This is a genomic window from Achromobacter pulmonis (genome assembly GCF_902859765.1).
Taxonomy (GTDB): domain Bacteria; phylum Pseudomonadota; class Gammaproteobacteria; order Burkholderiales; family Burkholderiaceae_B; genus Achromobacter; species Achromobacter pulmonis.
In genome coordinates, this window is record NZ_CADIJV010000018.1 from 17,162 (window position 1) to 31,409 (window position 14,248).

General features: G+C 67.2%; 9 protein-coding genes and 2 riboswitches. Of the genes, 7 read left to right on the forward strand and 2 right to left on the reverse strand.

Going from position 1 to position 14,248, the window contains the following annotated elements; genetic code table 11:
• The first annotated feature begins 269 nt into the window (after positions 1 to 269).
• The 7 genes from HV701_RS15870 to gcvP all read left to right on the forward strand — a co-directional run bounded on the left by HV701_RS15870 (position 270) and on the right by gcvP (position 10,426).
• Positions 270 to 2,531, forward strand: a complete 2,262-nt coding sequence (locus HV701_RS15870) for an arginine/lysine/ornithine decarboxylase (protein ID WP_175134002.1) — start codon at positions 270 to 272, stop codon at positions 2,529 to 2,531.
• 17 nt (positions 2,532 to 2,548) lie between these two features.
• Positions 2,549 to 3,751 (forward strand): BaiN/RdsA family NAD(P)/FAD-dependent oxidoreductase, encoded by a 1,203-nt coding sequence (locus tag HV701_RS15875; protein WP_175134003.1) that lies wholly within the window; start codon positions 2,549 to 2,551, stop codon positions 3,749 to 3,751.
• Positions 3,752 to 3,937: 186 nt separating this feature from the next.
• The gene (locus HV701_RS15880) at positions 3,938 to 4,552 is read left to right on the forward strand and encodes a superoxide dismutase (RefSeq protein WP_175134004.1); all 615 of its coding nucleotides are present in this window, start codon (positions 3,938 to 3,940) and stop codon (positions 4,550 to 4,552) included.
• Positions 4,553 to 4,579: 27 nt separating this feature from the next.
• Complete coding sequence (locus HV701_RS15885) at positions 4,580 to 5,473, forward strand: ZIP family metal transporter (protein WP_175134005.1); 894 nt, start codon at positions 4,580 to 4,582, stop codon at positions 5,471 to 5,473.
• A gap of 80 nt (positions 5,474 to 5,553) precedes the next feature.
• Positions 5,554 to 5,648, forward strand: a riboswitch (glycine riboswitch).
• A gap of 33 nt (positions 5,649 to 5,681) precedes the next feature.
• A riboswitch (glycine riboswitch) is annotated at positions 5,682 to 5,802 on the forward strand.
• Positions 5,803 to 5,882: 80 nt separating this feature from the next.
• Positions 5,883 to 6,983 (forward strand): glycine cleavage system aminomethyltransferase GcvT, encoded by a 1,101-nt coding sequence (gcvT, locus tag HV701_RS15890; RefSeq protein WP_175134006.1) that lies wholly within the window; start codon positions 5,883 to 5,885, stop codon positions 6,981 to 6,983.
• 99 nt (positions 6,984 to 7,082) lie between these two features.
• Entirely contained in the window at positions 7,083 to 7,460 is a 378-nt protein-coding gene (gene gcvH / locus HV701_RS15895; RefSeq protein ID WP_006385867.1) for a glycine cleavage system protein GcvH, read from the forward strand.
• Positions 7,461 to 7,552: 92 nt separating this feature from the next.
• A complete protein-coding gene (gene gcvP, locus HV701_RS15900; RefSeq protein WP_175134007.1) occupies positions 7,553 to 10,426 on the forward strand; it encodes an aminomethyl-transferring glycine dehydrogenase in 2,874 nt (957 codons plus the stop codon).
• Positions 10,427 to 10,537: 111 nt separating this feature from the next.
• On the opposite strand, the gene HV701_RS15905 is transcribed toward gcvP, so the two are convergent.
• Together HV701_RS15905 and HV701_RS15910 are read right to left on the reverse strand one after the other, a co-directional pair.
• Positions 10,538 to 12,532, reverse strand: coding sequence for a DUF945 family protein (locus HV701_RS15905; protein WP_175134008.1), 1,995 nt, complete (start codon positions 12,530 to 12,532; stop codon positions 10,538 to 10,540).
• A gap of 210 nt (positions 12,533 to 12,742) precedes the next feature.
• The gene (locus HV701_RS15910) at positions 12,743 to 14,218 is read right to left on the reverse strand and encodes a M81 family metallopeptidase (RefSeq protein WP_175134009.1); all 1,476 of its coding nucleotides are present in this window, start codon (positions 14,216 to 14,218) and stop codon (positions 12,743 to 12,745) included.
• Positions 14,219 to 14,248 lie beyond the last annotated feature (30 nt).

Here is a 14,248-nt window from a genome sequence, read left to right on the forward strand (position 1 = left end):
GCCTGGCCATCCTCCCGCGCGCCCAGTCTGCCGCCATCGCGGCCCCGGCGCCCGGCGTGGCCGCCGCCGTCGGGAAAACCCCCGCGCCGGGGGGGCGTGGACGGTTCTTTTCGAGGTTGGCCGGCCCCGGGGGAAAACCGCCCTACAATTCCGCCATTCCCGCCGCCGGCGGGAACCTCGCGCCCGCCTGTCATCAGACGGTTTTTCACTAGAAGTACACTCGCGTCCGCCAACCCGGTCCGATTCGCCTTGCCCCCAGGAGCGCCTGCATGAAATTCCGCTTCCCCATCTTCATCATCGACGAGGACTATCGTTCCGAGAACGCGTCCGGTCTGGGTATCCGTGCTTTGTCTTCGGCGATCGAGGCCGAGGGCGTCGAGGTGATCGGGGTGACCAGTTACGGCGACCTGAGTTCGTTCGCCCAGCAGCAGAGCCGTGCCAGCGCCTTCATTCTGTCGATCGACGACGAAGAGTTCGACGTGGACTCGCCCGAGGACGTGGCCAGCGCGATCAAGAACCTGCGCACCTTCATCGGCGAACTGCGGTTCCGCAACGCCGACATCCCGATCTACCTGTACGGCGAGACGCGCACCTCGGAGCACATTCCGAACGACATCCTGCGCGAACTGCACGGCTTCATCCACATGTTCGAGGACACCCCCGAATTCGTGGCGCGCCACATCATCCGCGAAGCCCGCAGCTATGTGGACAGCCTGCCGCCGCCGTTCTTCCGTGAACTGGTCAAGTACGCGCAGGATGGTTCCTATTCCTGGCACTGCCCCGGCCATTCGGGGGGCGTGGCGTTCCTGAAGAGCCCGGTGGGCCAGATGTTCCACCAGTTCTTCGGTGAGAACATGCTGCGCGCCGACGTCTGCAACGCCGTCGACGAACTGGGCCAACTGCTGGACCATACCGGCCCGGTGGCCGAGTCCGAGCTGAACGCGGCGCGCATCTTCCACGCCGACCACTGCTTCTTCGTGACCAACGGCACCTCGACCTCGAACAAGGTGGTGTGGCACGCCAACGTCGCCGCCGGCGACGTGGTGGTGGTGGACCGCAATTGCCACAAGTCGATCCTGCACGCCATCACCATGACGGGCGCGATCCCGGTGTTCCTGCGCCCGACGCGCAACCACCTGGGCATCATCGGCCCGATCCCGCTGGAAGAGTTCCACCCGGACAACATCCGCAAGAAGATCGAGGCCAACCCGTTCGCGCGCGAGGCGGTGAACAAGAACCCGCGCATCCTGACGCTGACGCAGAGCACCTACGACGGCGTGATCTACAACGTCGAGATGATCAAGAAGGAGCTGGGCAGCTACGTCGACACGCTGCACTTCGACGAAGCCTGGCTGCCGCACGCGTCGTTCCACGAGTTCTATCACGACATGCACGCGATCGGCCAGGACCGCCCGCGCAGCCAGGACGCGATGGTGTTCGCCACCCACTCCACGCACAAGCTGCTGGCCGGCATCTCGCAGGCCTCGCAGATCATCGTGCAGGAATCCGAGACCCGCAAGCTGGACCGCAACGTCTTCAACGAAGCCTACCTGATGCACACGTCGACCTCGCCGCAGTACGCGATCATCGCGTCGTGCGACGTGGCCGCGGCCATGATGGAGCCCCCGGGCGGCACCGCGCTGGTCGAGGAAAGCATCCGCGAAGCCATGGATTTCCGCCGCGCCATGCGCAAGGTGGAGTCCGAGTTCGGCAAGAACGACTGGTGGTTCAAGGTCTGGGGCCCGAACCGCCTGGTGTCCGAAGGCATCGGCAACCGCGACGAGTGGATCCTGGAGTCCAACGACCACTGGCACGGCTTCGGCGACCTGGCCGAAGGCTTCAATATGCTGGACCCGATCAAGGCCACCGTCATCACGCCGGGGCTGGACATGTCGGGCAGCTTCGGCGAAACCGGCATTCCGGCCGCGCTGGTCTCCAAGTACCTGACCGAGCACGGCGTGGTGGTCGAGAAGACCGGCCTGTATTCGTTCTTCATCCTGTTCACCATCGGCATCACCAAGGGCCGCTGGAACACGCTGCTGACCGCGCTGCAGCAGTTCAAGGACGACTACGACCGCAATCAGCCGCTGTGGCGCATCCTGCCGGACTTCTGCCGCGGCCATCGGCGCTACGAGCGCATGGGCCTGCGCGATCTGTGCCAGCAGATCCACGAGGCCTATCGCGAGCGCGACGTGGCCCGCCTGACCACGGAGATGTACCTGAGCGACATGGTGCCGGCGCTCAAGCCGTCCGACGCCTTCGCCCGCATGGCCCACCGCGAGGTCGAGCGGGTCGACATCGACCAGCTCGAAGGCCGCGTCACCGGCGTGCTGCTGACGCCGTATCCCCCGGGCATCCCGCTGCTGATCCCGGGCGAACGCTTCAACCGCACCATCGTCCAGTACCTGCAATTCGCGCGTGAGTTCAACGAACGCTTCCCTGGCTTCGAAACCTACATCCACGGCCTGGCCGACGAAGTGGGCCCGGACGGCGAGAAGCGTTACTACGTCGATTGCCTGATCGAAGACTGAGCGGGCCTGGAGTCTTGATGTTCGATGTCGCCGTTCTCGGCGCCGGCGCCGCTGGCATGATGTGTGCCGCGGTCGCCGGGCAGCGCGGCCTGCGGGTGGTGCTGGTGGACCACGCTGAGCGCCTGGCCGAGAAGATCCGCATCTCCGGCGGCGGCCGCTGCAACTTCACCAACCTCGGCGCCGGCCCCGCCAACTTCCTGTCCGACAACCCGCATTTCTGCCGCTCGGCGCTGGCGGGCTATACGCCGCAGGATTTCCTGGCGCTGCTCAAGCGCCACCGCATCGCCTGGCACGAGAAGCATCGCGGCCAGTTGTTCTGCGACGATTCCAGCGAGTCCATCATCGAGATGCTGCGCGCCGAATGCGATGCCGGCGGGGTGCAGTGGCGCATGGGCTGCCAGGTGGCCGAGGTGGCCCACGGCGATGCCGGCTTCGAGCTGCGCACCAACCAGGGCGCGATCCGCGCCGCCAGGCTGGTGGTGGCCACGGGCGGCATGGCGATTCCACAGTTGGGCGCGACCGACTTCGGCCTGAAACTGGCGCGCCAGTTCGGGCTGAAGGTGGTCGAACCGCGGCCGGCGCTGGTGCCGCTGACCTTCGACCCGGCGCAGTGGCAGCCGCTGTCGGAACGGTCCGGCGTGGCGCTGGAAGTCAACCTGGCGACCGGCCAGGGCAAGGCGCGCGGCGAGTTCCTGGAAGACCTGCTGTTCACCCATCGTGGGCTGTCGGGTCCGGCGATTCTGCAGATTTCGAGTTACTGGAAGCCGGGCGAGCCCATCGTCATCGACCTGGCGCCCGGGCGAGACCTGGCCGCCGAACTGCTGGCGGCCAAGTCCGGCAACCGGCAGCAACTGCATACGGTGCTGGCCGGCCTGTGGCCCAAGCGCCTGGCCGACCGCTGGCTGCAACTGGCCGAGCAGGGCGGCAAGCCGGGCCTGGCGGCGCTGCGCCTGGCCGACGCGCCGGACAAAACCCTGCGCGCCCTGGCGCAGGACATCCACCAGTGGAGCCTGGTGCCCAGCGGCACCGCCGGCTACAAGAAGGCCGAGGTCATGCGCGGCGGGGTCGACACCCGTGGCCTGGACCAGAAGTCGATGCAGGCCCGCACCACCCCCGGCCTGTACTTCATCGGCGAGACGGTGGACGTGACCGGCTGGCTGGGGGGCTACAACTTCCAATGGGCCTGGGCCAGCGGCGTGGCCTGCGGCAAGGCGCTCTAGGCTTTCCAGACGCCTTTCCCGGGCACGGTTCATGCTGCGTGCGGATGCGATGTCCGCGCCATAGCCTGTCTGCATGACAGGCATTGCAACATGGCCGTTGTGGTATTAAATAAAAATGCCTATCATTTGTATTTCTAAAATTCAGACGTGCGCCAGCCCCGGCCGCGTCGCCCGACGGAGACCGCCTTGGCCTATACCTTGCCGCCCCTGCCTTACGCCTGCGATGCCCTCGAACCGCATATCGACGCGCTGACGATGGAGATCCACCACGGCAAGCATCACCAGGCCTACGTCAACAACCTGAATGCCGCGCTGGAGGGCGCCGGCATCGCCGCCGACGAGCCGGTCGACGCGCTGGTGGCGCGCATCGACCAACTGCCCGAGGCCATCCGCGGCGCGGTGCGCAATAACGGGGGCGGCCACGCCAACCACAGCCTGTTCTGGTCGGTGATGTCGCCGCGCGGCGGTGGCGAGCCGGACGGCGCGCTGGCCCGCGCCATCGACACCGAACTGGGCGGCCTGGCCGCCTTCCGCAACGCCTTCACCCAGGCCGCGCTGACGCGCTTCGGCAGCGGCTGGGCCTGGCTGAGTGTGACGCCGGGCGGCAAGCTGGCGGTCGAGAGCAGCGCCAACCAGGACAGCCCGCTGATGCAGGGCAATACGCCGATCCTGGGGCTGGACGTGTGGGAACACGCTTACTACCTGAAGTACCAGAACCGTCGGCCGGAATACATCGGCGCCTTCTACAATGTGATCAATTGGTCCGAGGTGGCGCGCCGCTACGCCGCCGCCGTGGGCTGAGCCGGCATTGCGCGGAGGCAGCGGTCCATGAATACCTTCAGCCGTCATCGCATCCGGCCCGCGGCCACCAGCGTCAGTGTCTGGACGCTGGCGGTGCTGGTCGCCTGCCTGGGCTTGTATCAGATGTGGGTCTACTTCAACGGGCACGCGCCGCACGTGGCCGACGCGCTGCTGGGCGGCATGGTGGCCGCTGGCGCCACCGCGGCGGGTACGCTGCCGATCCTGTTCGCGCGCACCATTCCACAGAAAGTGCAGGACGGCATGTTCGGCTTCGGCGCCGGCGTGATGCTGGCGGCCAGCGCCTTCTCGCTGGTGGCGCCGGGCATCGCGGCGGCCGAATCGCAGGGCGCCGGCCCGTGGGGCGCGGGCCTGACGGTGGGCGCCGCCATCCTGTTGGGCGCGGCGGCGCTGCTGCTGATGGACCGGCTGCTGCCGCACGAACACTTCATCAAGGGCCGCGAGGGCATCGAAGCGCACCGCCTGCGCCGCACCTGGCTGTTCGTCTTCGCCATTACGCTGCACAACCTGCCCGAGGGGTTGGCCATTGGCGTCGGTTACGCCGGCAACGATCCGCTGCGCGGCACCGCGCTGGCCACCGGCATCGCGATCCAGGATATTCCCGAAGGGCTGGTGGTGGCGGTGGCGCTGATCGCGGCCGGCTACAAGCGCGCGTTCGCGGTGGCGCTGGGCATGCTGTCCGGGCTGGTCGAACCGGTCGGCGCGGTGCTGGGCGCGGCGGTGGTGGGCTGGTCGGCCGCCTTGTTGCCGTGGGGGCTGGGCTTTGCCGCCGGCGCCATGCTGTTCGTGATCAGCCACGAGATCATTCCCGAATCGCACCGCAAGGGGCACGAGGTCTACGCCACCTGCGGCCTGATGCTGGGCTTCGTGCTGATGATGCTGCTGGATACGGCGTTGGGCTGAAGCCCATGGCGGGCGGCGGCCGTCCGGTGGCCGCCGATCAACAACGCGGCGGCGTTTCGCGGTATGCTTTCGGCGCTGTCACGCATGTTGCGGGAGAGAGCGGCCGTTCACCCGGTCGCCGCCGAAGGCGCAATTCGCCCGGAATCGCTCAGGTATCCCATACCGCGCATGTTTGCCCTGTCCCGGTTTTCACCGCGTGGACGCGGCAAAGCAGCACTCTGGAGAGACCTGGCGCCGCAACCCATCAGGGCATCGCGCGCAGACCAGGCGCCGAAGGTGCAAACCCGCCACGCGGGGCAACTCTCAGGCAAAAGGACAGAGGGGCGGAAAATTCAGCCGTTGGGCGGGCATCTGTCCCCTGGCGGCATTCCGTAACCCTGGCCCCGCAGCCGCTCCGGAGTACCCGCGCATGTCCGCACCCCTCAAACGCACCCCGCTGGCCGACGAACACATCGCCGCCGGCGCCCGCATGGTCGATTTCGGCGGCTGGGATATGCCCCTGGCCTACGGCTCGCAACTGGAAGAGCACCACGCGGTGCGCCAGGATGCCGGCATGTTCGACGTCTCGCACATGCTCAACGCCGACATCGTCGGCCCCGATGCCTACGCCTTCCTGCAGCGGCTGGTGGCCAATGACGTGGCCAAGCTGACCGTGCCCGGCAAGGCGCTCTACACCTGCATGCTGAACCCGCAGGGCGGCGTTATCGACGACCTGATCGTGTATTTCTTCGCCGCCGACCAATGGCGCGTGGTGGTCAATGCCGGCACCGCCGACAAGGACATGGCCTGGATGCAGCGCGTCAAGCAGGCCGGCAAGTTCGACGTCACCATCACGCCGCGCCGCGACCTGGCCATGATCGCCGTGCAGGGCCCCAATGCCCGCGCCAAGGTCTGGGCCGCGCGTCCGGCCTGGCAGGCGGCCAGCGAGCCGCTGACCCCGTTCGTGGCCGCCCGCGTCGGCGACGACATCCTGGTGGCGCGCACCGGCTACACCGGCGAAGACGGCTTCGAAATCGTGTTGCCCGCCGCCGAGGCAGTGCAGTTGTGGCGCGACCTGGCGGCCCAGGGCGTGCGTCCGGCCGGCCTGGGCGCGCGCGACACGCTGCGCCTGGAAGCGGGCATGAACCTGTACGGCCAGGACATGGACGAACTGACCCAGCCGGGCGAAGCCGCGCTGACCTGGACGGTGTCGCTGAAGAACCCCGAGCGCCGCTTCATCGGCCGCGACGCGCTGGAACAATTCGCCACCCCCGCCGCCTTTGTCGGCCTGAAGCTGCAGGAACGCGGCGTGATGCGCGCCCACATGGCGGTGCGCACCAAGCACGGCATGGGCGAGCTCACCAGCGGCACCATGTCGCCGACGCTGGGCGTGTCGATCGGTTTTGCCCGCCTGCCGCAAGGCGTGGCCGCCGGCGATACGGTCGAAGTCGACATCCGCGGCAAGTGGGTGCCCGCCCTGGTCTGCAAGCTGCCGTTTGTCCGTAACGGCAAAGCCGTCGAACACTCGTAAACTCGAAGCTTCGCGCTGGCGGCCGGCCCCCTGGGGCCGCAGCCGCGGGCGCGAGGCGCGCAACACTTTTTCTCCATCCGAATCCCCCCAGGAGCTCCCATGAGTCTGCCCACCGATCGCAAGTACACCGAGTCCCATGAATGGGTCAAAGCCGAAGGCGACGTGTTCGTCGTCGGCATCACCGATACCGCCCAGGACCAGCTGGGTGACCTGGTCTTCGTCGGCGACGTCAAGGTCGGCGCCAAGCTGAACGCGGGCGAGACCGCCGGCGTGGTCGAGTCGGTCAAGGCCGCTTCGGACATCTACGCGCCCGTGGCCGGCGAAATCGTCGCGTTCAACGACGAACTCGAAAGCAACCCCAACCTGATCAACGAATCGGCCTTCACCGCCTGGATCTTCAAGATCAAGCCGGTCAACGCCGCCGATGCCGACAAGCTGCTGGACGCGGCCGGCTACGAAGCCGTCGCCAACGGCTAAGCCCGTCGGGGCGGGCGCGGCGCTGGCGCCGCCGCCCGCCCATGCATCACCGTCCGTCCCTCCGACGACACCGCCATCCCGAGATCCCTCCCATGTCGCGCGCCCTAGACACCCACACCGACTTCATTCCCCGCCACATCGGCCCCTCCGACGCCGACCAGGCCGCCATGCTCGCCGCGATCGGCAGCCCCAGCCTGGACGCCCTGATCGAAGAAGTCGTGCCGCCCAAGATCCGCAGCCAGGCGCCGCTGGCGCTGCCGCCGTCGCGCAGCGAAGCCGACGTGCTGGCCGAACTGAAGCAGATCGCCGGCCGCAACAAGGTCTTCCGCAATTACCTCGGCCAGGGGTACTACGGCACGCAGACGCCCAATGTGGTGTTGCGCAACATTCTCGAGAATCCCGCCTGGTACACGGCCTACACGCCGTACCAGCCCGAGATCTCGCAGGGCCGCCTGGAGGCCCTGCTGAACTACCAGACCATGGTCGCCGACCTGACCGGGCTGGACATCTCCAACGCCTCGCTGCTCGATGAAAGCACCGCCGCCGCCGAAGCCATGACGCTGGCGCGCCGCAGCGCCAAGTCGCAGAGCCCGGTGTTCTTCATCTCGCGCCACGTGCATCCGCAGACCATCGAGGTCGTGCGCACGCGCGCCGAGGGCCTGGGCATCGAGATCGCCGTCGGCGACGAGGCCGACGGCCTGCCGCAATGCTTCGGCGTGCTGCTGCAGTACCCGCACAGCACCGGCTCGGTGGCCGACTACCGCCAGTTGGCCGAGACCGCCCACGCGCAAGGCGCGGTGGTGGCGGTGGCCACCGACCTGCTGGCGCTGGCGCTGCTGGCCGCGCCGGGCGAGTGGGGCGCGGACATCGCCATCGGCTCGGCCCAGCGCTTCGGCGTGCCGTTCGGTTTCGGCGGCCCGCATGCCGGCTTCATGGCCTGCAAGGACGCCTTCAAGCGCAACATGGCCGGCCGCCTGGTGGGCGTGTCCAAGGACGCCCAGGGCAACCCGGCGATGCGCCTGGCGCTGCAGACGCGCGAACAGCACATCCGCCGCGAGAAGGCCACCTCGAACATCTGCACCGCACAGGTGCTGCTGGCCGTGATGGCCGGCATGTACGCCGTCTGGCACGGCCCGGCCGGCATCCGCCGCATCGCCGAGCGCGTGCAGCGCTACACCGCGATCCTGCGCGCCGAACTCGTCAAGCTCGGCGTCAAGGTCGCCAACGACACCTTCTTCGATACGCTGCTGCTGGAAACCGGCCCGGCCACCCCGGCCATCATTACCGCCGCCGAGTGCGAGCACATCAACCTGCGCCGCATCGACGGCGCGCGCCTGGCCGTGTCGCTGGACGAGACCGTCACCGCCGCCGACCTGCAGGCGCTGGTGAATGTGTTCGCCGCCGGCCTGGAGCGCGATGACGTCGAGCTGGACGTCGACGCGCTCGACGCCCAGGCCGCCGGCGGCATCCCCGCCGCCGTGGCGCGCGAAAGCGCCATCCTGACGCATCCGGTGTTCTCCAGCGTGCAGTCGGAAACCGACATGCTGCGCTACCTGCGCAAGCTGGCCGACAAGGACCTGGCGCTGGACCGCACCATGATCCCGCTGGGCTCGTGCACCATGAAGCTGAACGCCACGGCCGAGATGATTCCCATCACCTGGCCGGAGTTCGCGCTGGTGCACCCGTTCGCGCCCGCCGCGCAGAGCAAGGGCTACGACGAACTGATCACGCGCCTGTCGGCCGCGCTGTGCGAAATCACCGGCTACGACAACATCAGCCTGCAGCCCAACTCGGGCGCGCAGGGCGAATACGCCGGCCTGCTGGCGATTCGTGGTTACCACCAGGCCAACGGCCAGCACCAGCGCAACATCTGCCTGATCCCGTCGTCGGCCCACGGCACCAACCCCGCATCGGCGCAACTGGCCGGCATGGACGTGGTGGTGGTGGCGTCCGACGCCAACGGCAACGTCGACCTGACCGACCTGCGAGCCAAGATCGAACAGGTCGGCGACAAGCTGGCCGCGCTGATGATCACCTACCCGTCCACGCACGGCGTGTTCGAGGAAGCGGTAACGGAAATCTGCGACCTGGTGCACCAGGCCGGCGGTCAGGTCTACCTGGACGGCGCCAACATGAACGCCATGGTCGGCGTGGCCAAGCCGGGCAAGTTCGGCTCGGACGTGTCGCACCTGAACCTGCACAAGACCTTCTGCATCCCGCACGGCGGCGGTGGCCCCGGTGTCGGTCCGGTCGCGGTGCGCGCGCACCTGGCGCCGTACCTGCCGGGCGTGGTCAACGAGCAGGGCAAGCTGCCCGGCGAGGCCCGCGTCGGCCCGGTCTCGGCCGCGCCGTTCGGCTCGGCCGGCATCCTGCCGATCCCGTTCGTGTACATCGCGCTGATGGGCGCCGACGGCCTGCGCCGCGCCACCGAAGTCGCGATCCTGAACGCCAACTACATCGCCACCCGCCTGCGCGGCCACTACCCGGTGCTGTACGCGGGCCGCAACGGCCGCGTGGCGCACGAGTGCATCCTGGATGTGCGTCCGCTCAAGGAAACCAGCGGCATCAGCGCCGAGGATATCGCCAAGCGCCTGATGGACTACGGCTTCCATGCCCCGACCATGAGCTTCCCGGTGGCCGGCACGCTGATGGTCGAGCCGACCGAATCCGAGGGCGTGGCCGAGCTGGACCGCTTCATCGAGGCGATGATCTCGATCCGCGAGGAAATCGCCCAGATCGAGCGCGGCGAACGTGACCGCGAGGACAACGTCCTGAAGAACGCGCCGCACACCGCGCAGATGCTGCTGGCCGAGGAATGGCTGCACGACTACCCGCGCCAGCAGGCCGCCTACCCGGTGGCATCGCTGCGCGACGCCAAGTACTGGCCGCCGGTGGCGCGCGTGGACAACGCCTACGGCGATCGCAACCTGGTGTGCGCCTGCCTGCCGATCGAAGCCTACGCCTGATGCCGCATGAGGGCCCGCCCTCGTTGGGGGCGGGCCCTTGAGGCCGGCCTCGCGCCAGGCAAAAAAATACCCCCATCGCGAGATGGGGGTATTTGTTTTTGCGCGGCCGCCTTACTTCTTGGCCGGCGCTGCCGTGACGGTGTTGGCGAAGTCCTCGACGATGCTGAAGTAGGTGTTCAGCAGGATCTGCAGGTTCTTCTTGCCGATGCCGCCTTCGGCGTTCATGTCCATCTGCAGCACGGCCTGGTTCTTGTCGTCCAGGTAGGCGCGGGTCCAGCGGTATTCCTGGTTCCAGGCGTTGATGGCCTTGAGCGTGGCCGGCTTCTTGCTGGCGTAGGTGGCGGTGGCCACCAGGTCGTAGCACTTCTCGGAGAAGTCGTTGCACAGGAATTCCAGGCGCAGGTCGGTGGCGCCGGTGTTGGCCGCGTCCAGGATCAGGACCGGACCTTCGTCGCCTTCGATCTGGCGCGTGGCGTAGCCCATGTCTTCGAGCATGCGCACGACCATGTCGACATCGAACTGGTTCACGACATCGGCGTTGCTGGTCGCCGCCATGGCGTCGTCCATGACGCTGGCGTCGGCCGCCGGCCCCGCTTCGTGCTCATCGTCCATGCCTTCAGGCAGGTCTTCCTCGGACATGTCGTCGTGTATTCCGGCCGCGCCCAGCAGGCCCGAGAACATTTCCTCGGCGGGGATCTTCTTGCCGTTCAGGTCGCCCATGCCGTCGGCGAAGTGGAATTTGCCGACGATATTGTCGCCGTCGTTCTTGCCGACGTTGAGCATTTCGGCCATGCCGGACATGTTGCGCACGTTGTCGGCGGCTTCGGCCTCGGCCTTGTCCGCGCTCAAGCCGTTTTTCTTGATGGCGTATTGCACCATCAGATCCTGCACCATGGGCTTGGAGATCACCAGGGTGGCGTCGATCTGCTTGATCGCCTTGATCGCGATTTCCTGCGGCGTGAGGTTCTTGACGTCGGGCGGGTTGGCCAGGTCCAGCCTGAAGTTCAGCTTGCTTTCGCCCTTGGCGGTCTTCCAACTGATCGGGTCGATGCTGAACGACGGATTGCCGGCCAGGATCTTGCCGGCATTGTCCAGCAGCACCTGGATCTGTTCGTCCTTCAGGCCCTCGTCCTGGGTGTCGGCCATGTACTGGCTGATGAGCTGGTTGTAGGTGTCCGACAGCTGCTTGACCGCGGCGCCGTCCAGGCTGGACAGCTTGATCACGGCCTGGCCATTGCCCAGCGCCACGTCATTGACGGTCAGGTCACCGGTCTGGTAGACGGCCTGGATGTTGATGTTCTTGTCGTCTTCGGCGAGCTTGACGGTGTAGCCGAAGTTGTCGAGCACGACCTTGACGTCGGTGTCCGGCTTGATGACTTCGGCGCGCTGGATCTTGATGCCCGAGTCGCCGACCGACAGGCCGAACTTGCCCATGCGGCTGTCCACGTCCATCGACAGGCCCGACAGCACCATCTTGATGGGGTCGTGGCTCTTGGTGCCGTCCACGGCCAGCGTGTCGGTTTTGGCGCTGGCGGTGATGGCCTGCAGGCCGCGGTCGAAGGTGCCGGTGATTTCCATGCCGCTGAAATCGACCGAGTTGCCGTCATGGACCACCTTCACCGGCGCGATGCGCGTGGTCGAGGCGGAGTGGCCGCCAAAGCTGACCATGGCATCGGAGACCAGCGGCGTGACATCCTTGGTCAGTTCGAACACCGGTTTGACGTTGTCGGTCTTGGCCAGCTCGGCATGGACGAAGGCCAGCTTGGGGGCGATGGCGCCGCGCGCCAGGGCGCTCTTGGGGAACGGGCCGTGTTCGATGCGGGTATCGAATTCGATCATGCCGGGGGGCATGTCGTTGGGGGATTTGTCGTTCTTGACGAACGACAGGCCATAGCGCGCCTGGGTCGAGAACAGGCCGCGCTCATACTGGAGCTGGTCGATGCGCAGGCCGAACAGGGGCGTGATCCGGGCCAGCTTCTCATTGGCTTCGGCCAGGCGACGCTGGGTGCTTTCCTCGATACGTTTGCCGGTGTACCACGTGGCGCCCACCCAGCTTCCCGCTCCCACTATGACCACCGCGAGGGTGATTGCTACGCTCTTCTTCATCGTTTTGCTTTGTCGTTGATTGTCGAGTCTTGCCCGAGCGGCGCGACGCCATTGCTTGGCGTGGGCGGCCCGGACGCGTTCATCGGCCTGTCAGGACCCGCGGCGAGTATACCGAGGCGGAATGGTGTCTTGCGGTGCGTGCGGTTACTGAAGATTTCAAAATGAAAGCCGGCGCCCTCGGGCGCCGGCCAGATTGTCGACAAACCGCCCTTAAAGCGGATCGAGCGGGTAGATCGGCCGCCGCACGTGCTTGAAGTCGAGCTGGCCGTAGTCGGAGGTGGTGACGCCGACGCCGGTGCATTCAATGATCTCGGTGGCCATGGCCGAGAAGCCGGCGCGCCAATGGATGCGGCTCTTGAGCACCACGTAGCGCTTTTGCAGCGGATCGATGCCGGCCGACAGCAGGCAATTGATATCGAACGGCTCCTGGTGCCGCGATACCACCACGATCTCGACCCGGCCGGTGTCGATCACGACGGTCAGGCCGGTATCGTTGCGCACGCCGCGGTACATGGGGCCGCGGTTCAGGTAGACGCCGTCGAACACCAGCTTGACCCGGCCGGTCACGGTCAGCGGCTCGCCGGGCCGGTTGATGGCCGGCATGTCGACCTTGCCGCCCAGCGGCAGGGTGATGGTGCTGCCGACGCCGGCCGTGGCGGCCTCGCGCGCCGCCTGCGGGTCGCAGATGGCGTAGAACACCACGTTGTCCAGTTCCTGGCGCAGCACTTCGGCCAGTACCGCCGTGGTGTCCATGGTGCCGCCGGAGCCGGTGTTGTCGTAGTGATCCAGCAGCACCACCGGCCCTTGTTCGATGGCCTTGGCGCGGGCGATGGTGGGCGCCAGCGGTTCGGCGTGGAATACCCACTTGGCGCGGTCGGTCCAGGCGCGGTCCAGCAGCTCGTCTCGGTATTGTTCGGCCTGCGCCAGGTTGGCGTCGGTACAGACCACGGCGCTCAGGCCGGCCTCGCGGATGTCGGCATGCGGAAAGCCGACGAACACCGAGGCCGCCAGCACGCCCTCGGCTTCCAACTGGCGGCAGCGCTCCTGCAGCGACTTGTTGGGGTCGGCATGGGTGCCCTGGCACATGACGTGCGGCAGCATGGGCTTGCTGGCCCAGGTCATTACCGGCTTGATCTCGCCCTTGAGCGTGCGCACGATGACGTTGGCCGCGCGCACGCCGGCCTCGCGGATGTCCACGTGCGGGTAGGTATGGAAGCCGCTGATGACGGTGGCGTTGTCGACGATGTCGGCATAGATGTTGGCGTGCATGTCCAGCGTCACCGCCACCGGGGTCGTGGCGTCGATCGCGCGCAGGCGGCGCAGCAGGTCGCCCTCGGCGTCTTCCACGCCCTCGGCCACCATGGCGCCGTGCAGGTCCAGCAGGATGGCGTCGTAGCCGCCCTTGCGGACCTCGTCCAGCACCAATTGGCACAGCCGTTCGTGGGTTTCGGCGCTGGCCGGGCCGCTGGGCCAGGATTCGGCCGCCACCGGCACCACGATCTCGGCGCCGACGCGGCGCGCCACGTCGATATAACCGCCCAGGCCGCTGTCGGTGTTCTCGTAGGCCCGGATGGCGCGCTCGCCCGCCAGGATTTCAGGGTTGCCGCGGAAAAAGCGCGCGAGCGGGGTCGGCACGGGCGAAAAGGTATTCGTCTCGTGTTTGATCATTGCCAGAAGCCAACGCATGGAAATTCCTGTGGGTTGCCAAAGGGGAAA

Coding starts and splice junctions, on each gene's coding strand:
- HV701_RS15870 (WP_175134002.1), top strand. CDS start 270: ATGAAATTCCGCTTCCCCATCTTCATCATCGACGAGGACTATCGTTCC.
- HV701_RS15875 (WP_175134003.1), top strand. CDS start 2,549: ATGTTCGATGTCGCCGTTCTCGGCGCCGGCGCCGCTGGCATGATGTGT.
- HV701_RS15885 (WP_175134005.1), top strand. CDS start 4,580: ATGAATACCTTCAGCCGTCATCGCATCCGGCCCGCGGCCACCAGCGTC.
- gcvT (WP_175134006.1), top strand. CDS start 5,883: ATGTCCGCACCCCTCAAACGCACCCCGCTGGCCGACGAACACATCGCC.
- gcvH (WP_006385867.1), top strand. CDS start 7,083: ATGAGTCTGCCCACCGATCGCAAGTACACCGAGTCCCATGAATGGGTC.
- gcvP (WP_175134007.1), top strand. CDS start 7,553: ATGTCGCGCGCCCTAGACACCCACACCGACTTCATTCCCCGCCACATC.
- HV701_RS15905 (WP_175134008.1), bottom strand. CDS start 12,532: ATGAAGAAGAGCGTAGCAATCACCCTCGCGGTGGTCATAGTGGGAGCG.
- HV701_RS15910 (WP_175134009.1), bottom strand. CDS start 14,218: ATGCGTTGGCTTCTGGCAATGATCAAACACGAGACGAATACCTTTTCG.